At 39.9% G+C, this 21,865-nt stretch carries 14 protein-coding genes and 3 pseudogenes; 9 read left to right on the forward strand and 8 right to left on the reverse strand.

Annotated elements, in window-relative coordinates; all coding sequences use genetic code 11:
* Positions 1-36: 36 nt before the first annotated feature.
* A complete protein-coding gene (locus P4S65_RS03325) occupies positions 37-1,215 on the forward strand; it encodes an IS4 family transposase (protein WP_050484169.1) in 1,179 nt (392 codons plus the stop codon).
* 12 nt (positions 1,216-1,227) lie between these two features.
* On the opposite strand, the gene P4S65_RS03330 is transcribed toward P4S65_RS03325, so the two are convergent.
* Together P4S65_RS03330 and typA are read right to left on the reverse strand one after the other, a co-directional pair.
* Positions 1,228-1,665, reverse strand: a complete 438-nt coding sequence (locus P4S65_RS03330) for a 5'-nucleotidase (protein WP_337119576.1) — start codon at positions 1,663-1,665, stop codon at positions 1,228-1,230.
* A 290-nt stretch (positions 1,666-1,955) separates the two neighbouring features.
* Positions 1,956-3,779, reverse strand: coding sequence for a translational GTPase TypA (typA, locus tag P4S65_RS03335; RefSeq protein ID WP_007376210.1), 1,824 nt, complete (start codon positions 3,777-3,779; stop codon positions 1,956-1,958).
* 506 nt (positions 3,780-4,285) lie between these two features.
* Here typA and glnA point away from each other — a divergent pair.
* The 5 genes and pseudogenes from glnA to P4S65_RS03360 all read left to right on the forward strand — a co-directional run bounded on the left by glnA (position 4,286) and on the right by P4S65_RS03360 (position 9,530).
* Entirely contained in the window at positions 4,286-5,692 is a 1,407-nt protein-coding gene (gene glnA / locus P4S65_RS03340; RefSeq protein ID WP_007376208.1) for a glutamate--ammonia ligase, read from the forward strand.
* Between the two features lie 114 nt (positions 5,693-5,806).
* Positions 5,807-6,335 (forward strand): annotated as a pseudogene (locus P4S65_RS03345) (DUF4124 domain-containing protein).
* Between the two features lie 238 nt (positions 6,336-6,573).
* The gene (gene glnL / locus P4S65_RS03350) at positions 6,574-7,644 is read left to right on the forward strand and encodes a nitrogen regulation protein NR(II) (protein ID WP_008133339.1); all 1,071 of its coding nucleotides are present in this window, start codon (positions 6,574-6,576) and stop codon (positions 7,642-7,644) included.
* 14 nt (positions 7,645-7,658) lie between these two features.
* Positions 7,659-9,043 (forward strand): annotated as a pseudogene (gene ntrC, locus P4S65_RS03355) (nitrogen regulation protein NR(I)).
* A gap of 29 nt (positions 9,044-9,072) precedes the next feature.
* Positions 9,073-9,530: pseudogene (locus P4S65_RS03360) on the forward strand (Crp/Fnr family transcriptional regulator).
* Between the two features lie 9 nt (positions 9,531-9,539).
* Here the strand turns inward: P4S65_RS03360 and P4S65_RS03365 are convergent.
* Together P4S65_RS03365 and P4S65_RS03370 are read right to left on the reverse strand one after the other, a co-directional pair.
* On the reverse strand, positions 9,540-10,205 hold the full coding sequence (locus P4S65_RS03365; protein ID WP_337119577.1) for a hypothetical protein: 666 nt from the start codon (positions 10,203-10,205) through the stop codon (positions 9,540-9,542).
* A 56-nt stretch (positions 10,206-10,261) separates the two neighbouring features.
* A complete protein-coding gene (locus tag P4S65_RS03370) occupies positions 10,262-10,549 on the reverse strand; it encodes a hypothetical protein (protein ID WP_007582180.1) in 288 nt (95 codons plus the stop codon).
* Positions 10,550-10,794: 245 nt separating this feature from the next.
* Between P4S65_RS03370 and P4S65_RS03375 the strand changes: the two genes are divergently transcribed.
* Both P4S65_RS03375 and acnA read left to right on the forward strand, forming a co-directional pair.
* Complete coding sequence (locus P4S65_RS03375) at positions 10,795-11,178, forward strand: RNA-binding S4 domain-containing protein (RefSeq protein ID WP_337119578.1); 384 nt, start codon at positions 10,795-10,797, stop codon at positions 11,176-11,178.
* Positions 11,179-11,902: 724 nt separating this feature from the next.
* Positions 11,903-14,647, forward strand: a complete 2,745-nt coding sequence (acnA, locus tag P4S65_RS03380; protein ID WP_337119579.1) for an aconitate hydratase AcnA — start codon at positions 11,903-11,905, stop codon at positions 14,645-14,647.
* A gap of 245 nt (positions 14,648-14,892) precedes the next feature.
* Here acnA and P4S65_RS03385 read toward each other — a convergent pair whose 3' ends face one another.
* From P4S65_RS03385 to P4S65_RS03400, 4 genes are all read right to left on the reverse strand, one after another.
* Positions 14,893-15,402 carry a DUF4124 domain-containing protein gene (locus P4S65_RS03385; RefSeq protein ID WP_337119580.1) on the reverse strand — a complete coding sequence of 170 codons (510 nt, stop codon included), beginning with the start codon at positions 15,400-15,402 and terminating at the stop codon, positions 14,893-14,895.
* Positions 15,403-15,533: 131 nt separating this feature from the next.
* A complete protein-coding gene (locus P4S65_RS03390; protein ID WP_033029261.1) occupies positions 15,534-16,274 on the reverse strand; it encodes a phosphoadenylyl-sulfate reductase in 741 nt (246 codons plus the stop codon).
* Positions 16,275-16,316: 42 nt separating this feature from the next.
* The gene (cysI, locus tag P4S65_RS03395) at positions 16,317-18,014 is read right to left on the reverse strand and encodes an assimilatory sulfite reductase (NADPH) hemoprotein subunit (RefSeq protein ID WP_337119581.1); all 1,698 of its coding nucleotides are present in this window, start codon (positions 18,012-18,014) and stop codon (positions 16,317-16,319) included.
* A 61-nt stretch (positions 18,015-18,075) separates the two neighbouring features.
* Positions 18,076-19,890 (reverse strand): assimilatory sulfite reductase (NADPH) flavoprotein subunit, encoded by a 1,815-nt coding sequence (locus P4S65_RS03400; protein ID WP_337119582.1) that lies wholly within the window; start codon positions 19,888-19,890, stop codon positions 18,076-18,078.
* A gap of 305 nt (positions 19,891-20,195) precedes the next feature.
* Between P4S65_RS03400 and P4S65_RS03405 the strand changes: the two genes are divergently transcribed.
* A complete protein-coding gene (locus P4S65_RS03405) occupies positions 20,196-21,833 on the forward strand; it encodes an endonuclease (protein WP_008133324.1) in 1,638 nt (545 codons plus the stop codon).
* Positions 21,834-21,865 lie beyond the last annotated feature (32 nt).

Below are 21,865 nucleotides of genomic sequence, written 5' to 3' on the forward strand. Positions count from 1 at the left end.
TGTAAATCACCACAACCCACATAAGTCACAACTGCTATGCCTGACACATCAGTTTGCCATAAGTACTTTAAACATGCATTAGCGCCATTCAATAATGCCAGAGTAAAAACATTACTAAGCTGCAGTAATGCATTAATTTCGGGCAATAAACTTACCTTAACTGAAATCGGCAGAAATTTGTCTGGCGCTGTGGATGTAAAACATAAAATAAAACGCGTTGATCGCTTCTTAAAAAATACTCACCTCTACAATGAAAGGGTCGCTATCTATAAAGCATTAGCTCATCCTATTATCGACTCTTTACCAATGCTTGCAATTGCCGTTGACTGGAGCGGTGCCTGTGGTCACGACTATCACTTACTGCGAGCAAGCTTACTTGTGGATGGGCGCTCTATCGTGATTTATAACATGATTGTTGAGCAGAAGAATTTTGATAGCCCAGCAACCAACAGCCTGTTTTTAGATGAACTTTATGAAGTGCTTGGACGACATCCTAGTGTCTATATTGTAACAGACGGCGGCTTTCTTACGCCTTGGTATAGTAAAGTACGCGAACTTGGTTGGCATATGATAGGTCGATTAAGAGGCTCAATGAAGTGTAAACTAGCCATGCAATCACAATGGCATACATTAAAACAACTTAGGGCTGGTGCCAGCGATATACCAAAGGCGTTAGGTCAAGCACGACTAACTCAGTCCAGCCCGACAGCATGCGATGCATTTTTACACGTATATCATGGAAAAAATAAAGGAAGAAAAGGAAAAAGCAGATTTACGAAAGATACAAAAATGTATCAAAACTTAGCGAAAGAGCCATGGTTACTCGCGACATCAGACAATACAATGACGAGTAAGCGAGTAGTTGGTTTATATAGTAAAAGAATGCAAATAGAGCAAAATTTCCGCGATGACAAAAGTTTGAGATATGGTTTTTCGTGGCGTTTTAGTAAAAGCACCGGCATAAATAGAATAGGAATATTATGCTTGATAGCCACAATAGCGAGCACTGCGTTATGGTTTATAGGGTGTGAAGCAGAAAAAAGAAAGTGGCATATAAAATTTCAAGCAAATAGTGTTAAGAATCGCCGAGTTCTTTCATTTTTAACCTTAGCCAAGCAAGTCATAAAGCTATGTAAGAGACGTATTACACAAAGCTATATAGAAAAAAGTTTAAAAAACTTTATTTCTAATTATCAAAAAGAGGCCGCTGGATAAAGTGGGGATCCCTCAGCCCGCAGGGTATCCCATACCTATTGCTTCTTTGATATCAGAAGAGTTACCGGATAAAAATAAGGATATACTTAATGCTGGAATATATTCATAAGGAGATTTTCCTTGCATAAAAATAGCACGTGATATTGGTAAGCCGTGGTGCTTAATCGATTTCATGACACGTAATCCGGTATCTGGATCATTACGCGATAGTAATACTACTTCCACTAAAGGATCTGTTTTAGGATTCTCGCTTAAGTTATTTAAAGAAAGTAACCGTTTAATAAATGAAAATGACACTCCTTTATTAAGCGGGTTATCAAGATTTTCTAATTGATACTTCCTATACTCTTCCTCACCCTGCTTTCTGAAAACAGTATCCGATTCTAACAAATCAAACATAGCACTTGAAGCTACACCAATTACTAATCTTTTCCCTAACTCATAGGCCATAATATACTCCAAATTGAGGTTTAATAATCAAAAACTCTAACTGTGTATCACCAAGAATACCGATAAATATTTAGTGTTTGCGCCAGCAAAATCTTTGATAATTTATAACAACACTATTACCCAATAACAACACATATTTATAAGTCGACCTAGATATACCACACAGCATCTCGGTGAGCTCGTTAGTAAAAAACTCCTTTAACCTTTTTACTTAATTAATCTCACCCACAAAAAAGCCGCTGTATTTTGCAATACAGCGGCTTTTAAAATCATTATTCTAAATTAATAGATTATGACTTAGGTGCACGACCCGCACGTTTACGTTCGTTTTCTGTAAGGTGTTTCTTACGGATACGAATGTTTAGTGGAGTAACTTCAACTAGCTCGTCATCATCGATGAACTCAAGCGCTTGCTCAAGTGAGTAGTTAAGGTGCGGAGAAAGCGTTTGCGCTTCATCAGTACCAGATGCACGTACGTTAGTTAACTGCTTACCTTTAAGGGCGTTAACTGTAAGGTCGTTATCACGGTTATGAATACCGATAACCATACCTTCGTATACTTCAACACCGTGACCGATGAATAAACGGCCGCGCTCTTGTAAGTTGAATAACGCGTTAGTAAGTGCTTTACCAGTTGCGTTTGCAATCATTACGCCGTTCTTACGAACACCGATGTCGCCACCTTTGTGAGGACCGTAATGATCGAACGTATGGTACATAAGACCAGAACCCGAAGTAAGCGTCATGAAATCAGTTTGGAAACCAATTAAACCACGGCTAGGGATCATGAAGTCTAAACGCATACGGCCTTTGCCATCTGGAGTCATGTTAGTAAGTTCACCTTTACGTAGGCCAACTTGTTCCATAACAGAACCTTGATGCTCGTCTTGACAGTCAATAGTCACTGTTTCAAACGGTTCTTCTAGAACGCCATCTACAGTACGTAAGATAACTTCTGGACGAGAAACTGAAAGCTCGTAACCTTCACGACGCATGTTTTCGATTAAGATACCTAGGTGTAATTCACCACGACCAGAAACACGGAAGCTATCTGGGCTAGCAGTATCTTCAACGCGAAGTGCTACGTTGTGTACTAATTCTTTGTCTAAACGCTCACGGATATTACGTGACGTTACAAACTTACCTTCTTTACCACAGAAAGGTGAGTTATTTACAGAGAATGTCATTGTTACAGTTGGCTCATCAACACTTAGTGGTGGTAATGCTTCAACGTTTCCTGGGAAACAAACTGTGTCAGAAATCTTAAGCTCACCAATACCTGTTACAGTTACGATGTTACCAGCGTAAGCTCTATCAGTTTCGATACGCTCAAGACCTAGGTAGCTTTGTACTGCGCCAATTTTACCATTACGTGTAGTGCCATCAGCACTGATAATAGTAACTTGTTGGTTAGGAGCAACAGAACCACGTTTAATACGACCAATACCAACTACACCAACATAAGAGTTGTAATCTAGTTGAGAAATTTGCATTTGGAAGTCACCTTCAGGATCTGCATCCGGTGGTGATACTTCTTCAACGATCATCTTGAACATAGGTTCCATGTTCTCTGATGGCTCGTCTAAATCTAGTGTTGCCCAGCCGTTGATTGCTGAAGCGTAGATTACTTTAAAGTCTAACTGTTCGTCAGTTGCGCCAAGGTTGTCGAATAAATCAAAGATTTGATCCATAACCCAATCAGGACGTGAACCTGGCTTATCAATTTTATTGATAACTACGATTGGCTTTAAGCCTTGCGCGAATGCCTTTTGCGTAACGAAACGCGTTTGTGGCATTGGACCTTCTTGAGCATCAACAAGTAATAATACTGAGTCAGCCATCGAAAGTACGCGTTCAACTTCACCACCGAAATCGGCGTGTCCCGGAGTATCTACGATATTGATATGGTAGTCGTTCCAAGAAATGGCTGTGTTTTTAGCCAAAATGGTAATACCACGTTCTTTCTCAATGTCGTTTGAGTCCATCACGCGCTCTTCGTTACCGCCGCGTGTTTCTAATGTACCTGATTGCTCAAGTAGTTTGTCAACCAGTGTTGTTTTACCGTGGTCAACGTGCGCGATAATCGCTATATTTCTTAACTTTTCGATGCTCATATATTTACTCAGAGAAATTAAATTCTCAATGATCCTGCAAGATCTACGCACTCATCTGCGTTTTCACGAGATGTCCAAGCATAGGATTTAAAAGGGCGCATATTATCCCTCATTAATGACATGGATGAAAGTTTATCCAATACAAATTTTAAAACTTTCTCAATACTTTCACTAAGTATCTGTTTTATATATGACAATTATATGAATTAAATTTCGATATTTTTTCGAAAAACAGCCATTTTGGCTATTTTTCCGATCTTTTTGGTACTCTTTTGCATTTAGTTTATGCTAATTTTAAGCGATTAAATTATCAGCAAATTGCACCGTGTAAATATTGCACCAAAAGGGATATTTTACGCACCAAACTAGTGCACCACTATACTGGATTTTATAACAACTTATTTTTTTAATTTATAAACATGCAGTTATAAAAATGGCACAAAATCAGCTTAATAAATGCTAAAGCAATTATGCAGCAATAACAAAACCCCACACTTGGAGGACACATGTCACAATCGGTTTTAGATTTTATTAAAGAAAATGACGTTAAGTTCATTGATTTACGCTTTACTGACACTAAAGGTAAAGAACAACATGTTTCTATTCCTCATCATCAAGTTGATGAAGATTTTTTCGAAGACGGTAAAATGTTCGATGGTTCTTCAATCGCTGGTTGGAAAGGCATTAATGAGTCAGACATGGTTTTATTACCAGATGCAGACTCTATCAAATTAGACCCTTTCACAGAAGAAACAACACTAATTGTTCGTTGTGACGTTGTTGAACCTTCAACACTTCAAGGTTATGAACGTGACCCACGCTCAGTTGCTAAGCGTGCTGAAGATTACATGCGTTCAACTGGTATTGCAGACACTGTGTTATTTGGCCCTGAGCCAGAATTTTTCGTATTTGACGACGTTAAATACAAATCAGACATGTCTGGTTCTATGTATAAAATTGATTCTAAGCAAGCTGCTTGGAACTCAGATAAAGAATATGCAGATGGCAACACAGGTCACCGTCCAGGTGTCAAAGGCGGTTACTTCCCAGTTGCTCCAGTTGATGACTTCCAAGATTGGCGTTCAGCTACGTGTCTAGTGCTAGAAGAAATGGGCCAAGTAGTAGAAGCACATCACCACGAAGTAGCAACAGCAGGTCAAAACGAAATCGCTACTCGCTTTAATACAATGGTATTAAAGGCGGATGAAATTCAAGAAATGAAATATGTTATCCATAACATGGCTCACTTATACGGTAAAACAGCAACGTTTATGCCTAAGCCAGTTGTTGGTGATAACGGCTCTGGTATGCATTGTCACCAGTCACTTGCTAAGGATGGTGTAAACCTTTTTGCTGGTGATAAGTACGGCGGTCTTTCTGAAGATGCACTTTACTACATTGGCGGCATCATTAAGCATGCTAAAGCAATCAATGCTTTTGCAAATGCCTCTACTAACTCGTACAAGCGTTTAGTACCAGGTTTTGAAGCACCAGTTATGCTTGCATACTCTGCACGTAACCGTTCTGCATCAATTCGTATCCCAGTGGTTCCATCTGAAAAAGGTCGTCGTATTGAAGTACGCTTCCCAGATCCAACTGCTAACCCATACCTTGCTTTCTCAGCAATGCTTATGGCTGGCCTTGATGGTATCAAAAACAAGATCCACCCTGGCGATGCTATGGATAAAGATTTATACGACTTACCAGCTGAAGAAGCAGCAGAAATTCCAACGGTTGCAGCATCACTTGACGAAGCACTATCTGCACTTAGCGCAGACCGTGAATTCTTAACTCAAGGTGGTGTATTCACTGATGATTTAATTGATGCTTATATTTCACTTAAATCTAAAGAAGTTGAAAAACTTAACATGACAACTCACCCAGTTGAGTTTGAAATGTACTACAGCTGTTAATTAAGCTGTAAAAAATATGTGTGTTCTCAAGCCCGCTGCTCTGCGGGCTTTTTTAATGGTAAATCAAAGCAATCTCCACTAGAGTAAAGTTACTCTAAAACGCAGGACCGCCGAGTGAATAATTACATTTTATTACTAACAATTACTTTAGGATTAAGTAATTATGGCTATGCTGCTGAAAAAAATATACGCTTGGGAAGATAAAAATGGCGTGTTAGTGTTCTCAGATACACCGCATAAAGGCGCGACGGAGGTAAAGCTTACAAGTCAGCACCTTACAATGCCTGCGACCAATACTTATATTTTAAATAACCAACCTCAACCCCAAAAAGCAGCGTTTAACATTGCTATTTTGTCACCAGAGCATAATCAGACAATTCATGAAAATACAGGCACGGTATATGTTACCAGCCGTATAACACCACGGTTCGAAAGTGGGTTAACAATACAGCTGTTTGTTGATGGTCAAACACATGGCCCTGCTAGTCATGATTCAACCTTTGCTATAAAAGATGTTGAACGCGGTGAACATACATTGCAAGTAAAGCTGTTGAATAATAAAAACCAAATTATTGCCGTGAGCCAACCTTATGTGTTTTTTATGCGCAGAAAGGGCTTAATACCAATCCGCAATAATACTTGATCAATTTGAGGGCTTAAGCTTGACGCTAACTGTGTTAAAAATTTCTGATATAGAACAACTAAATAACGAATTTTTTGCCCTGTTATCGACACGGTTTTCATACCTCAAAATAGCTCACTTAATTAAGCAGATTGGTATAACATTCAAGAACTAAATTTAAGTTTAAAACTGAGGCGCAGCAGTGCATTTTATTGATATTAATTGCCTGCAAATATTAGCGCACTAAAATGGTGCAACTATGATTAATAATGAAATTTTCAGCCCAGAACTGCTTGACGCTATCTGGCAAAACCAAACAACAGCGGTCATGTTGCTCGATAAAAAATTTACTGTTGTTTATGCTAATACCAGTACGAGTGAGTTACTTGGCCTTGGTACTAAACGCTTGTTAGATCAACCTTTCGATAGCCTTTTTAATTACCATTCTATTGACTTGAAACGTATTGAACAGTATTCATTAATTGATGGCGTTGATTGCCAGCAACATAGAGCTGACGTGGTTTTTAGCGATTCTCGTCATGCCAAGGTAGCAGTCAGCTCAAGACAGCTTAAATTTAAAGACACGTTATATATATTATTAGAATGGCGCCAAACAGATGATGAAATAAAGCACGACCAAGCATCAAACCAAATGCATCAATATCAAGCTGCACGAAACTTAATTCGTGGCTTAGCGCACGAAATTAAAAATCCTTTAGGTGGAATTCGCGGAGCGGCGCAGTTATTGCAGTATGAAGTTGATCAACAAGAAAGAGACCAATGCGCTGAGCTTATCATTGAGCAAGCAGATAGATTGCGCGAATTAGTAGATAGGCTCTTAGGGCCAAATCAGCTACCGCAAAAGTCTTATGGCAATATTCATCAAACCCTAGAGTCGGTTGTCAGGCTAAGTACGTTAGATAATTGTTCTAATATTGGCTTAGTGAAGGATTATGACCCGAGTATTCCTGATGTATATATTGACCAAGGCAAAATACAACAAGTCGTATTAAACATTGTTCGAAATGCCCAACAGGCGCTTGTAGATGGCGGTGAAATAAAAATAAAAACCCGCATAAACCATCAACATCGTCGCCCAGGTAAAGCACCTAAAAAAGCCTTGTTGATCCAAATATCTGATAACGGACCAGGCATTGACCACAGCATACGCGAAACATTGTTCTACCCGATGATCACCAATAAAGAAGGTGGTTCAGGACTTGGACTTTCTATTGCGCAAACGCTTATTGATCAGCATGACGGCTATATTGAATGTGATAGCTGGCCTGGACATACTGAATTTAATATCTATCTGCCCTTTGCAGATTAATGTTTGGAGTTTGCATGAAAACAGTTTGGCTTGTAGATGATGATGCCTCAATTCGCTTTGTACTTGAAAAGGCACTTACCCGAGCAGGGTTTAACACGGAAAGCTTTGCTAATGCGCAAGATGTATTAAGTGCATTAAAGTTTAGCCAACCAGCTGTTTTGGTGTCTGATGTAAAAATGCCTGGCATGGATGGCATGGCTTTACTTGAGCTTATTGCAGAGCAAAACCCTGGGCTACCGGTTATTATAATGACCGCGCACTCAGATTTAGATTCGGCCGTTAATGCCTTTCAAAAAGGTGCTTTTGAGTATTTAGCTAAACCGTTTGATTTAAACGAAGCGGTTGCTCTTGTTGAAAGTGCATTTAGAGCAAACTCTACAAAAAAACTAAACGTAAGCAGGCCCCACCTAAAAGTGCACACATAATTGGTGAAGCACCCGCTATGCAAGAGGTATTTAGAGCAATAGGTAAACTGTCAGCCTCTAGCATGAGTGTATTAATAAATGGTGAGTCTGGCACAGGCAAAGAACTGGTCGCCAGCGCCTTACATAATCATAGTCCACGTAAAGAAAATCAATTTATTGCACTTAACATGGCCGCAATTCCAAAAGAACTTGTTGAGTCAGAATTATTTGGCCACGAAAAAGGCGCATTTACGGGCGCTGATAGTGTGCGTAAAGGGCGTTTTGAACAAGCCAATGGCGGCACGCTTTTTTTAGATGAAATTGGTGATATGCCTCTTGATGTGCAAACACGTTTATTGCGCGTGCTTGCCGATGGTGAATTTTATCGTGTGGGCGGGCATCAAAGCATAAAGGTGGATGTACGCATTATTGCAGCTACGCATCAAAATCTGGAAGACTTAGTTAAACAAGGTAAATTTAGGGATGATTTATTTCATCGTTTAAACGTAGTACGCCTACGCTTGCCAGCTCTTCGGGAGCGCACTGAAGATATTGATCGCTTGTCGCAACATTTTTTGCACAAAAGCGCTAAAGACTTACAAGTAGAAAGCAAAGTACTCAGCCCTAAAGCAACAGAGCAGCTTAAACTCTTTAATTGGCCAGGTAATGTACGTCAGCTCGAAAATACGTGTCGTTGGCTTACTGTGATGGCGCCAGGTGAACTTGTTACAGAACAAGATTTACCGCCTGAGATCCTTGATGCGTCGCCAATTCAAGAGGAAGGTGATTGGCTTGATGCATTTCAACAATGGCTTAACCACGAACTTAAACAAGGCAAAGAAAATATTTGGCCCGATATTCAAGCACAACTAGAAACTCGGCTAATAAAAACAGCTCTCGCCAATTGTTCTGGCCATAAACAAGATGCAGCTATAAAAATTGGCTGGGGACGCAACACGTTGACCCGTAAGTTAAAAGAGCGCAATATTAGCTAATTAAACGTGTCTAACAAATTTGGTTATTGATGAAGCTAATCGAACATATTCCATTATTCAAACAAATGGAAATTATAAACAGGCTACACTTTTTAAAGAGTTTACGCTCAACGAACGTCAAATATTATTAGAATCGTTTGGCCTGTTGTATTTAGTTAACCAACAGCAATTTTTATTTAAGCAGTTTGATAACGACAAACATTTATACATTGTACTAAGTGGCGCCCTTTTAGTCTTTAAGCATAATCACTTATTAGAACTAGGTACTATTGAGCCCGGTGAATTTATAGGTGAAGGCGCCTTTATTGGTAACAGACAAAGAAGTACCAATGCCCAAGCTAAAAGCGACACTATCGTACTCGCTATAACTCCTGAAGCATTGACTCGTTTACCTAATGTTATACGTGAAAAAATTAAAGACCGTATTATCGAGGGCATGAGCGAACGAATTGCAAAACTAAGTGAGCATATAGAAACCCACGGTTAACTCTATCACTCAGTCCATATAAACAATTTGTAGTGAGCAATCAAGCCAGTTGGGGTTATTAACGTGAGCTGTAAACCTGTAAGTATCGGATGGTTTGGCGCCAAAGGGCGTATTTATAAGTGGTCGTGAGTGACTGTATGTTTGCGAATAATTTTTGTAATAAATGACAACGTAACCATATAAATACTCCCAACTCAGCCTAACTATTGCGCCACTTGGTAGTGTAAATTCAACATGTTCATTTGCAAATTTGACCGCTAAATCATTGTACTTGTCTTCGCTGCATTGAGTTGTTCGTAACTTTTTAGGCATAACAAAGGTTGTACCCGCCACTGCATTTTTTAGATAAAATCCTATATTGCCATCACCATAAAAATGATTTGAACGCGTTGAATAGTTAACTTGTGGCTCGTAACCTAGCCCCTGCATAATAGTAGCTAACTTCTCAGTCTCTTTTGGGTAAATTTTGTCACTTGATAAGAGTAATGTGGCTTCACTAAACTCTGATGGAATTGCCAGCTCAACATATTCATAAGGGAGCGATTGTGCTTTTAGCGCAGCATCGAGCTGATTGCGCTGTTCATCTTGCAAGTTTTCACTAAATACATACACGGTAGATTGTTGGCACGCAGCTAATAGTAATGCCAACACACATATTAAAATTCCATTTTTCATAGCTACCCCTTTTTGATTACAATTGTAGTCTACTGAAGGTAACTATTTATGGCAATTTAATTTGTTTGGCTATCTAACCAAGCATCAACACTTTTGCGAGTATATAAAACTTCTTTAAACAAACGATGACGTTCAAATTCAAGTTTTGTTTTTCTCGTGGCATCACCACTAACTAAACGGCTATGGGTATCATTGAATTTTGAAATTACAGAAAAACCGCGCTCATCTTGATCAGCTTGCTTTTTTACAGAATTAGCAAGGTGCTCTCTAACATCGTCAGCAGTTAACATACCTGAATTATCTAATCCCATTAGCTCTTTTTTCATTGCTAATCTTACGCCCATTTCCTACTCCATTTAATGAAAAATATTTATTCCGCCAAAGTTTTAGCAATTAGCAGGCCATACGTAAAATTAACTGCTGCAAAGCTTAACCTTCAATTGCTTCAGTTTTTTTAAAGACAGACAAAATACATAAAAACTTTCATAACTATTTACCTATTACAATTAGCTAAAGTCACTTGCTTTGGTGCAAAAGTAGCTGCAAGCCTTTATACTAAAGCTTGTGCGTTACCCCACCGAGAGCAAATATGAACGAAGAATACATAGAAATAGAATTAGAAGAAGAGCCGATTGAGCTCTGTAAATTATTAAAAGTACTAAACTTAGTTGAAGGTGGCGGCCAAGCTAAAAACCTAATAACTGAAGGCTATGTGGGTGTTAACCATGAAATTTGTACAATTAAACGGAAAAAATTATACAGTGGTGATGTGTTAGAATTTGATGGTGAGTTTTTTCAACTATCACTAAGTGCGGATGCAATCCCTGCAGAAAAACCTGCTGTACAAACTCACACTGAACCAAAGCCGGCGGCCTCTCAACCAACAGTTCAGCCTGCTAAAAGTAAGCGTAAGCGAACTAAAAAGCCAAAAGTAGATGACAAAACAGGACGTCGTCCTATTTCATTTGGTTAAGTATTTAAAACCCCCTCTTTTTATATAAAAAGGCCAACTTATATAGTTGGCCTTTTTACTCTTCAATAACCTAGGGCGTGTTAGTAAATAATAAAAATAAGGTGGTTAAATGCCTGTCAATAGGTTTAAACCTGCTGTATGGGTGTCAACTCGTATGGAACTTACTTGGCGTTATTGTATTTTTTATGCAGATGATGACTCCCAAGATAATAATTAAACCAACTATAAATCAATAAGCTGCGCATTCTAACATTCCTATTTAGTTAACCATTACATTTACTATTGCCGTATTAAGAGGCACTTTTGGCCGGTTTTACTTTGTGTGAGTGTTAAAGTTACGCAACAAGGCTGGTTACAATAATTATACCAATTGCATTAAATTAGTGGGCTATTATAACGCTAAGAAAATAGCGTAATCACGAGGCGAAATTACGATATATAGTTGTTCTATAAAAATAATTTTTAACGCAGTGAGTGCGTTATTTAATGCGATAAAATGATCATTTTTTAATCAAGTAGGTGTCAGTATGGGCCGAATAACGTTTGGCCCCCTCCCTCTTTTAAATCATCCTTGAAAATAAAGTTTTCAGCATCATCTCTATCTTGGTAACTGTATAAATTTCGTTCTCTAAGTATGGTTTTTTACGCTGGTATGTACTTTGCAACTCAAGCACTACAGAGGTCACTCTTCAAAATATTTTTATAATTCATAAAGGGGCAAATAATGAATAATAGTTTCGACACCCAACATCAGCTCACAATTAATGGTGAGCAATACCATATTCATTCTCTAAAAGGACTTGGTGACAAAGCAAAACGATTGCCCTTTTCCTTAAAAGTATTACTCGAAAACCTCCTTCGTAACGAAGATGGCGCAAACATTAAAGAACAAGACATTCAAGCTCTGCTTAATTGGGATCCTCAAGCAAAACCAGCATCTGAAGTTGCCTTTACCCCAGCTCGTGTTGTTATGCAAGATTTTACAGGCGTACCCGCTATTGTTGATTTAGCCGCAATGCGTGACGCAATGGAAAAATTAGGTGGGGACCCTGCAAAAATAAATCCGTTGTCACCGGCAGAACTGGTTATTGACCATTCGGTACAGGTAGATGGCTATGGTAACGAGGGTGCTTTTGATTTAAATGCAAAGCTTGAATACGACCGAAATAAAGAACGTTACGAATTTTTGCGTTGGGGGCAAACCGCTTTTGATAATTTAAAAGTAGTGCCACCCGCAACCGGTATTGTTCACCAAGTGAATTTAGAATATTTAGCGCGCGTTGTTTTTAATGAAGAGCGCGATGGCAAAAAATTCGCTTACCCAGATACGCTTGTAGGGACTGACTCTCACACCACCATGATTAATGGCTTAGGTGTGCTTGGTTGGGGTGTAGGCGGTATTGAAGCCGAAGCAGCAATGCTTGGGCAGCCAATTAGCTTACTCATCCCACAAGTAGTGGGTATGAAGCTAAGCGGCCGCCTACCTGAAGGGACCACCGCAACTGATTTAGTATTAACAGTAACAGAGATATTACGTAATCATGGTGTAGTGGGTAAATTTGTCGAGTTTTATGGCGACGGGCTTGCCGATTTACCACTCGCTGATAGAGCAACCATAGCTAACATGGCACCAGAGTACGGCGCTACGTGTGGTATTTTTCCGATTGATGATGAAACTATTAACTATCTTCGCTTAACAAACCGCGATGAGAAGCAACTTAAACTCATTGAAGATTACGCTAAGCACCAAGGCTTATGGCGTAACGATGGCGACGAAGCTAATTACACCGACACACTCGAGCTTAAATTAGATGATGTTGTACCAAGCCTTGCAGGACCTAAACGTCCTCAAGACAGAATTGCCTTAAATGAGGCTGGCAAAGTTATTAGCGAGCATTTAAAAGGCTTTCAAGATGAGCGTATGGCTCGTCGTGATAAAAGCGATGAAGAACAAGCTCGTATCGAAAGTGAAGGGCCGGCAACAAACCCCGATGAACCTGTTGATGAAGCGCAATTTATGGGCGTCGCTAAAGTTAAATTTAAAGGGCAAGAGTTTGAGCTAAACGATGGCGCATGTGTTATTGCCGCCATAACCAGTTGTACTAACACCTCGAACCCGAGTGTAATTTTAGCCGCAGGTTTGGTCGCTAAAAAAGCGAAGCAATTAGGTATTAATGTAAAACCTTGGGTTAAAACATCCCTTGCACCTGGCTCTAAAGTAGTTACTGATTATCTAGAAAAAGCAGGCTTGATGGGTGACCTAGAAAGTCTAGGCTTTAACTTAGTTGGCTATGGCTGTACGACGTGTATTGGTAATTCAGGGCCACTTGCAACTGAAATATCAGACGCGATTCAAAAACATAAATTGGTAGTGAGCTCTATTTTATCGGGTAACCGTAACTTTGAAGGGCGTATTCACCAAGACGTTAAGATGAACTTTTTAGCGTCTCCTCCGCTTGTTGTTGCATACGCTATTGCAGGTAGAACAGATATTGACGTATACAACGAACCTCTAGCTCAAGATCCTAACGGCAACGATATTTACCTTAAAAACATTTGGCCAAGCGTTAAAGAGGTTAGTGACTTAGTTAAAGAAACAGTGACTAAAGAAATGTTCGCAAGAAGCTACGCTAACGTTTATGAAGGTGACAGCCGCTGGCAGCAAATTCAAATACCTGATGGTAAACTTTATGATTGGGACGATGCATCAACCTACATTAAAAAAGCACCCTTTTTTGATGGCATGAAAGTAGAACCACCGGGCATTCCGACGATTGAAGGTGCGCGCTGTCTAGCTAAGCTTGGGGATTCAGTAACCACTGACCATATTTCCCCGGCGGGCGCTATTAAAGCAGATGCACCAGCAGGTTTATACCTGCAAAAAAACGGCGTAGATAAAGGCCAGTTTAACTCGTACGGTTCACGCCGTGGTAATCACGAAGTAATGATGCGCGGTACTTTCGCCAACGTTCGCCTTAAAAACTTATTAGCACCGGGAACTGAAGGCGGTGTAACACGTACCCAGCCAGAAAATGACTTAGCAAGTATTTATGATGCAGCTATGGAGTATCAAAAAAACGGAACTCCGTTAATTATCTTGGCCGGTAAAGAGTACGGTACGGGATCATCTCGCGACTGGGCAGCTAAAGGTTCTCTTTTATTAGGCGTTAAAGCGGTTGTAGCGCAAAGCTATGAGCGAATTCATCGCTCTAACTTAATTGGTATGGGTGTATTACCGCTGCAATTTAAAGAAGGTGAAAGCTACGAGTCACATGGGTTAACAGGGCAAGAGCAATTTGATATTGATGGCTTGTATGATAAAACCGATGAAGTCACCGTTATTGCAACCAATGCTGAAGGTAAAAAAGTTAGCTTAAGTGCCGATGTACGTATTGATACCCCTAAAGAGTGGGATTACTACAAACACGGCGGCATTTTACAATATGTACTGCGTAATATGCTCGATTAAGCAAAGTATGTTTTAAAAATAACAAAGGCCTCCCTTTTAATAAAGGGAGGCCTTTTTGTGACTGGCCATACATTAATTGTATCGAGCTACTTTACTGTTGAGCATGATATTAAGGGGATAATGGTCGCGGCTGCATATATTGCTATAGGGGTACTATTGCCACTTCGACAAAGATATATTTAACCATATTATTCATGGAAGCCGAGAAACGTTATCGCGACGTGCCTATAAAAACCTTAGCTTTATTATAGACCGCTTAAGCTATTAATTTCTTTGTTACGTTTTTCAAGTTTATCTTGTACGCTCCCTGCATCTTCAAATAACTTTTGAACAGAATCAGGATCTAAAATACTTATTGTTTCTGATGCTGCTGACATACTTGATACTTTTGGAGTGTTATTTAAAATAGACGTATCTTCTGCGGCAATAACTGTAATATCTTTTGGATTGAGTTTAACCTCAATGCTTTTTGCATGCGGATTTGGCGTGTCTGAAAAATGCCATTGACCTGTGTCATCTTGCCATTTAAAAATTTTACTATTTGAGGCTGTAGAGCTTACTATTTTTTCGCTTGCTTGCTTTACGTTATGTACAGCATTATCGGTGAGCGTCACTATTTTTTCTTTAATATGGTGCGACTTGTCACTCATTGATGACACTGAAAGCCATGTTTTACCATCGGGCTTTTTTAAATAAAATAAAGATATGAGCGCAATAGTCATGATTGATATTGCTAAATAGGCAAAGTATTTCATAGCGTTCCTGCTTTAAATTAATCCTTTATCCTTTGAGTCTAATTAAAAATACTTAATCCGGCAATTTTTTCACAATAAAAAAGCAGCCGAAGCTGCATTTTTATTTTCGATTTAGCTATACGTGTGCCGCGTTAAATACCATCGCCATCAATGTGTAACCCACACTCACGATTTAAACCAAAGAAACGAGTTTCTTCTTCTGTCATACCCGGCTCTAATTTACGCGTAGTGTGTACATCTCCCATCGACACATAACCTTGCTCCCATAATGGGTGATAAGGTAAGTCATGCTTAGTAAGATACTGATACACATCGCGATTCGACCATTCAATAATCGGGTACACTTTAACTGTGCCACGACTAATTTCTACAAACTGTTTATCTGCACGTGTAGATGATTGATCGCGTCTTAAGCCACTAAACCAAGTACCCGCTTCTATTTCTTTTAACGCACGGGTCATTGGCTCTACTTTATTAAGCTGATTATATTGCTTAATTCCACCTTCGCCTTGCTCCCATAATTTACCAAATTTAGCCTCCTGCCATGCAGGACTAAGCTGTGCTCTATACACCTTTAAATTAAGTGATAAGCGCTCGCTCATTTGCTCAATAAACTGATACGTTTCAGGAAACAAATAACCTGTATCGGTTAATACAACAGGAATATCAGGACGCTGTGAGGTCATTAGATGCAGCATTACCGCTGCTTGAATACCAAAGCTAGATGATAAAAAGGCCGTATCAGGTAAGTTATCAAGCGCCCACGCAACGCGCTGCTCTGCGCTCATATTTGCTAGTAAACCATTAGCATCAGCTAACATAGCCGCTTGGCTTTGTTTATCTAGCTGTAAAATGTTTTTAAATTCACTCATGGTAAATTCCAAACCTCACCAGCGCTTAGCGCTGGTATTTAATTAAGCGTGAAAATCGGTTACTGATACTTTTACTTCAGCAACAATGCCTTTGCGAATAACAAAGTCACCAAAACACTCACCGTCGTTGCGCTCTTTAGCCCACTGGCCAATTAGCTTATCGAATGCGTCTAGGTAAACATCTTCGCCTACGTTCTCAAGGTACAATTTAGGAATACGCGTGCCTTCTAAATTACCACCTAAGTAAACGTTGTACTTACCAGGACCTTTACCTACTAAACCAGCTTCAGCAAGCATTGCGCGGCCACAGCCGTTCGGGCAACCTACAACGCGCATAATAATGCTGTCATCTGGTATACCGTGCTTTGCAAGTAATGCTTCAGTTTTTTCTACTAGGCTTGGTAAGTAACGCTCTGCTTCGGCCATTGCAAGTGGGCACGTTGGCAGTGAAACACACGCCATTGAATTTTTACGCTGCTGCGAATCTTTGTCGTCAATCAGGCCATGGCTACGTGCAATCTCTTCAATCACAGCTTTTTGATCTGCAGGTACGCCAGCAATAATTAGGTTTTGGTTTGCCGTCATACGCATGTCACCTTGGTGAACTTCTGCGATTTTACGACAACCTGTTTTAAGCGGCTTGTCTGGGTAGTCTAAAATACGACCACTTTGAATAAATAGTGTTAAGTGGTGCTTACCATCAATGCCTTCAACCCAACCAATACGATCGCCACGATGAGTAAACTCAAATGGGCGGCTTGGTGCAAACGTAACACCTGAGCGTTTTTCTACTTCTGCTTTAAATACATCAACGCCAACACGGTCTAATGTGTATTTAGTTTTTGCATTTTTACGGTTTGAACGATTACCCCAATCGCGCTGCACAGATACAACATGCTCTGCAATTTTTAAGGTATCTTCGAGCGTAATAAAGCCAAAGTCATCTGCTTTACGCGGATAAGTTGCTGTATCGCCGTGAGTCATGGCAAGGCCACCACCAACAAGTACGTTAAAGCCAACAAGCTTGCCGTTATCAGCAATTGCCACAAAGTTTAAGTCATTCGCATGCACATCAACTTCGTTATTAGGCGGAATGGTTACCGTTGTTTTAAATTTACGCGGTAAGTAGTTAGATCCTAAAATTGGCTCTTCTGTGGTTTCTGCCTTTTCGCCATTTAGCCAAATTTCAGCATACGCTTTCGTTTTTGGTAATAAATGTTCAGAAATTTTTGCAGCCCAGTCGTAAGCTTCTTGGTGTAACTCAGACTCAACGGGGTTAGTAGTACAAAGCACATTACGGTTAACGTCACCTGCGGTAGCAATAGAGTCTATGCCCACGCTATCAAGCATTTGGTGCATGCCTTTGATGTTTGGCTTTAGCACACCATGAAACTGAAACGTTTGACGCGTTGTTAAACGGATGCTGCCGTAGCTTGTTTTTTCATCAGCAAACTTGTCGATTGCTAACCACTGCTCTGGCTTGATAATACCGCCAGGCATACGCGCACGTAACATTACATTATGTAGCGGCTCTAGCTTTTGCTTAGCACGCTCACCACGTATATCACGGTCATCTTGTTGATACATGCCATGAAAACGAATTAACTGAAAGTTATCAGCGGTAAAGCCACCGGTAATTTCGTCTTTTAAATCTTGTTCTATGGTGCCACGTAAAAAGTTACTTTCTCTTTTCAAACGCTCGTTATCAGAAAGCTTTACGTTTTTATCTTGTTCGCTCATTTTAAATCCTAAATTTGTTACAGTGACGGCTGTTAGCTGTTAAATAAAATAAGAAACGTGATTAATACACGTCTTTCTGATAGCGGTTTGCGCTACGCAAATCTTTTAAGTATTGCTCTGCGTCTTCATCGCTCTTGCCTGTGTTTTCTTTGATGATATCGACCAAGGCGCTGTGTACATCTTTTGCCATACGATTTGCATCACCACAAATGTAAAAATGAGCGCCAGCTTCTAACCATTCAAACACGTCTTTACTGTTACTGCGCAACTTGTCTTGCACGTATACTTTTTCGGCTTGGTCGCGGCTAAATGCGACATCCACTTTATTAAGTAGGCCCGATTTTAAATAACCCTGTATTTCTACTTGGTATAAAAAGTCTTGAGTGAAATGTGGGTTACCAAAAAACAACCAGTTTTTGCCTTGTGCTTCACGCGCATCACGCTCTTGTAAAAATGCACGGAATGGGGCAATGCCCGTGCCTGGGCCAACCATAATCACCGGTGTATCATCGTTAGTGGGTAGGCGGAAATTGTCGTTGTGTTCGCTAAATACTTTAACTTTACAGCCTTCTTCAGCTCGGCGAGTTAAGTAACCCGAACAACCACCTAAGTGCTCACTATCAAACGCATCAAACTCAACTAAGCCTAGAGTTAAATGCACTTCGTCTTCAACCTCTGCTTGGCTAGATGCAATTGAGTACAAGCGAGCTTGCAGCTTACGTAGGCAATCGACTAATGTTTGCGCATCAATTTTTGCTGGATTTTGGCGAATTACATCAAATATCTGGCGAGGTTCAATATACGCACGCATTGCAGCTTTATCTTCCACAAGCTTTAATAATTCAGGCGTACCTGTTGCTGTTGCGTATTTTTCTACAAAACCTGGGTATGACTGAGTCAGCTCTAGTTTTTCAATAAGTGCGCCGCGTACGCTTAGCTCTTCATCACCTACTTTTACAATGCTTGCTGCATCTATTTGAGTGAGTGTAAGTACTTCATCAACTAATACATCGTCATTTAAAAAGTACACACCTAATGAATCACCTGGTGTATAAGTAATGTCTGAACCTTCAAGTGAAATTTCAACGTGGCGTACATCTTTGGTTGAGTCGCGACCGGTAATTTTTTGAACTGTTAAAAGCTCTGCTTCAAATGGGTTTTGCTTTGTGTATTGGCTTGCTGCAGACGTTGGTGCGCCAAATGGCATTGATCCTACTTGCCCCGAAGTAACGCCTTGCTGCGCTTTTAAATCTGGCTCAAATGCATCAAGTGCACCGGCGATCCATGTTGCAGCTTCATCTTCGTAATCTACATCTAAATCAGCACGTTGATATATAGTTTGTGCACCAAGTTTATTTAAGCGCTCTTCAAAGTCTTTTGCTGTTTGACAGAAAAACTCATAGCTAGAATCACCCAAACCAATAACGGCTATTTTTACATTGTCTAGTTTTGGCGCTTTTTTAGTGGCTAAAAATTCATGTAGTGTTTCACCGTCTTCAGGAGGCTCACCCTCACCATAAGTAGACACAACGACAGTTAAAAACTTTTCTTTTTTCAGGGCTGTTGGCTTGTAATCAGACATGCTAACCAATTTAACTGCTAGGCCTCGTGATTCGGCCTGCTCTTTCATTTTGGTAGCAACACCTTTTGCATTACCCGTTTGCGAACCATATAAAATAGTTAGTGCTGCAGAATCGCCATTAGCCTGTGCGCCTGAAATAGGAGCTCCTAGCGCAGCTGAATTAGCATTAGCAGCTAAGTAACCACTTACCCACGCTTGTTGAATTGGATTAAGTTCAGCCACTAAACCTTGCAGCTTCTGTACTTGCTCTTGCGATAGCGGACTTGCCGCAGCATTTAGTTGACCTAACAACATGAATCGATTCCCCATAACCCTGAAAATTAAACACAATACACTTTATGTATTGTTAAAAAATGAGTTTTACCTCATCCAGAGTGTATCTGTTGAGGTTTTCTAAGTATGTAGGATAACGGGGTCTGCATAGATAAAAAAAGAATAGAATCTGCTTTGATATTCCATTTAGTTATTAATTTATAAAATTACCTTCAAAAACAGATTAAAGACTTATTATTGCTTTTTATCGAATTTTAAATTAACAATTTTGTAACCAAACTAATATAAGGTATATTCTCCATTCAAAATAAAAAATAGGAATACTCATGTCATACGGGACATATAAAAACAAACTACTTAGTACGGCTTTATTACTCGGCTCACTGCCAGTAATGGCCAATGTAGCTAATGGTAGCTTTGAACAGTGGTCAGGAAATACACCTGCATCATGGACTACTATAGATAGCGGTATTAACTTATCACGCTCAACTAGCACAGTGAAAAGCGGTAGTAGCTCTGCTGCTGTAAATGTAACAACTGGTTCGCAAAGTAACACGGATTTACTACAGCAAATTGCTGTTGAAGCAGGTCAAACTTACGATTTTTCTGCTGATATTTACCATACGGAAGGTAAAATTAAAGCCCGTTTGTATGTCGATGGTTACCAAGGCTATTCAAATGAGGCGCAAACGAATCAATGGCAAAAAATCAGCCATAGCTACACAGCAAGTAGCAGCAAAACAATTAACGTGGGTCTGCGTTTTTATGATGTTAGTGGATTTGACGGTAGCGAAATTGTCTACGTAGATAATTTTTTACCAAATAGCGATGGTGGCTCATCAACAAGCTGTTCTGACAATAGCCTTACCCTAACGCTTAATACCGATAATTATGGCAGCGAAACAAGCTGGTCTATTAATAATAGTCAAGGTAGTTCAATTGCTAACGGTGGTGGTTATGAGTCAAACACTCAGTATGATGAACAAATATGCTTAACTGATGGGGCATACACGCTTGTAATTAGTGATAGTTATGGTGATGGCATGTGTTGCTCTACTGGTAATGGTAGCTATACACTTAAGCAAGGCTCTATCACTCTTGCCAGCGGTGCGAGCTTTAGCAATACAGACAGCTCAGCTTTTGAGTTAGGAAACTCTGGCACAGAACCTGGTGATGGCTCTGGCGGAACTAATCCAACACCCACTGGTTATTATGTAACGACACAGGGCTTAACTGGCTATGCGCTGAAAACTGAGCTTTATAATATTACTAAAGATCATAATGCACAGGGTTATTCGGCGATTTGGAATTTTTATGATTCATCAGCACGTGATAAATACTTTGAAAACGATAATAGTATTTTAGATATGTATAGCGAAAAGCCAAACGGTTCAGACAGCTATAACTATACAGCCGTGAGCGATCAGTGCGGTAACTATAGTGGAGAAGGCGGCTGTTACAACCGTGAGCATTCATTCCCGAAAAGTTGGTTTGGCGGCACTATTGAACCTATGAACTCAGATGTTCACCATATTTACGCAACCGATGGTTATGTAAACTCAAAGCGTAGTAACTATCCATTTGGTGAAGTATCAAGTGCTTCATTTACATCCACTAACGGCAGCAAATTAGGTTCAGCTACAAGCTCATTAAATTACTCAGGTACTGTATTTGAGCCAATTGATGAATTTAAAGGTGACTTTGCACGCGCTTATTTTTATATGGCAACACGCTACGAAAATGTAATTGGCTCTTGGCAAAATATAACTACCTCAAGCAACGCAGTACTTAACGGTTCACGCAACCAAGTATTTGAAAGCTGGGTTGTAGCCATGCTGCTCAACTGGCATAACAGTGATCCTGTGAGCCAAATGGAGTTAGATCGCAACCAAGCCGCTTATGAATTTCAAGGTAATCGTAATCCATATATCGACCATCCTGAATTTGTAGAGATGATTTGGTAATAGCGAATAAACAAAGTAAGAGCCTCAGCATT

Source organism: Pseudoalteromonas sp. B131b (assembly GCF_037162545.1).
Taxonomy (GTDB): domain Bacteria; phylum Pseudomonadota; class Gammaproteobacteria; order Enterobacterales; family Alteromonadaceae; genus Pseudoalteromonas; species Pseudoalteromonas fuliginea.

Bases quoted from the DNA above. Each gene is read 5' to 3' on its own strand.
- P4S65_RS03325 (WP_050484169.1), top strand. From the start codon at position 37: ATGCCTGACACATCAGTTTGCCATAAGTACTTTAAACATGCATTAGCG.
- P4S65_RS03330 (WP_337119576.1), bottom strand. From the start codon at position 1,665: ATGGCCTATGAGTTAGGGAAAAGATTAGTAATTGGTGTAGCTTCAAGT.
- typA (WP_007376210.1), bottom strand. From the start codon at position 3,779: ATGAGCATCGAAAAGTTAAGAAATATAGCGATTATCGCGCACGTTGAC.
- glnA (WP_007376208.1), top strand. From the start codon at position 4,286: ATGTCACAATCGGTTTTAGATTTTATTAAAGAAAATGACGTTAAGTTC.
- glnL (WP_008133339.1), top strand. From the start codon at position 6,574: ATGATTAATAATGAAATTTTCAGCCCAGAACTGCTTGACGCTATCTGG.
- P4S65_RS03365 (WP_337119577.1), bottom strand. From the start codon at position 10,205: ATGAAAAATGGAATTTTAATATGTGTGTTGGCATTACTATTAGCTGCG.
- P4S65_RS03370 (WP_007582180.1), bottom strand. From the start codon at position 10,549: ATGGGCGTAAGATTAGCAATGAAAAAAGAGCTAATGGGATTAGATAAT.
- P4S65_RS03375 (WP_337119578.1), top strand. From the start codon at position 10,795: ATGAACGAAGAATACATAGAAATAGAATTAGAAGAAGAGCCGATTGAG.
- acnA (WP_337119579.1), top strand. From the start codon at position 11,903: ATGAATAATAGTTTCGACACCCAACATCAGCTCACAATTAATGGTGAG.
- P4S65_RS03385 (WP_337119580.1), bottom strand. From the start codon at position 15,402: ATGAAATACTTTGCCTATTTAGCAATATCAATCATGACTATTGCGCTC.
- P4S65_RS03390 (WP_033029261.1), bottom strand. From the start codon at position 16,274: ATGAGTGAATTTAAAAACATTTTACAGCTAGATAAACAAAGCCAAGCG.
- cysI (WP_337119581.1), bottom strand. From the start codon at position 18,014: ATGAGCGAACAAGATAAAAACGTAAAGCTTTCTGATAACGAGCGTTTG.
- P4S65_RS03400 (WP_337119582.1), bottom strand. From the start codon at position 19,890: ATGTTGTTAGGTCAACTAAATGCTGCGGCAAGTCCGCTATCGCAAGAG.
- P4S65_RS03405 (WP_008133324.1), top strand. From the start codon at position 20,196: ATGTCATACGGGACATATAAAAACAAACTACTTAGTACGGCTTTATTA.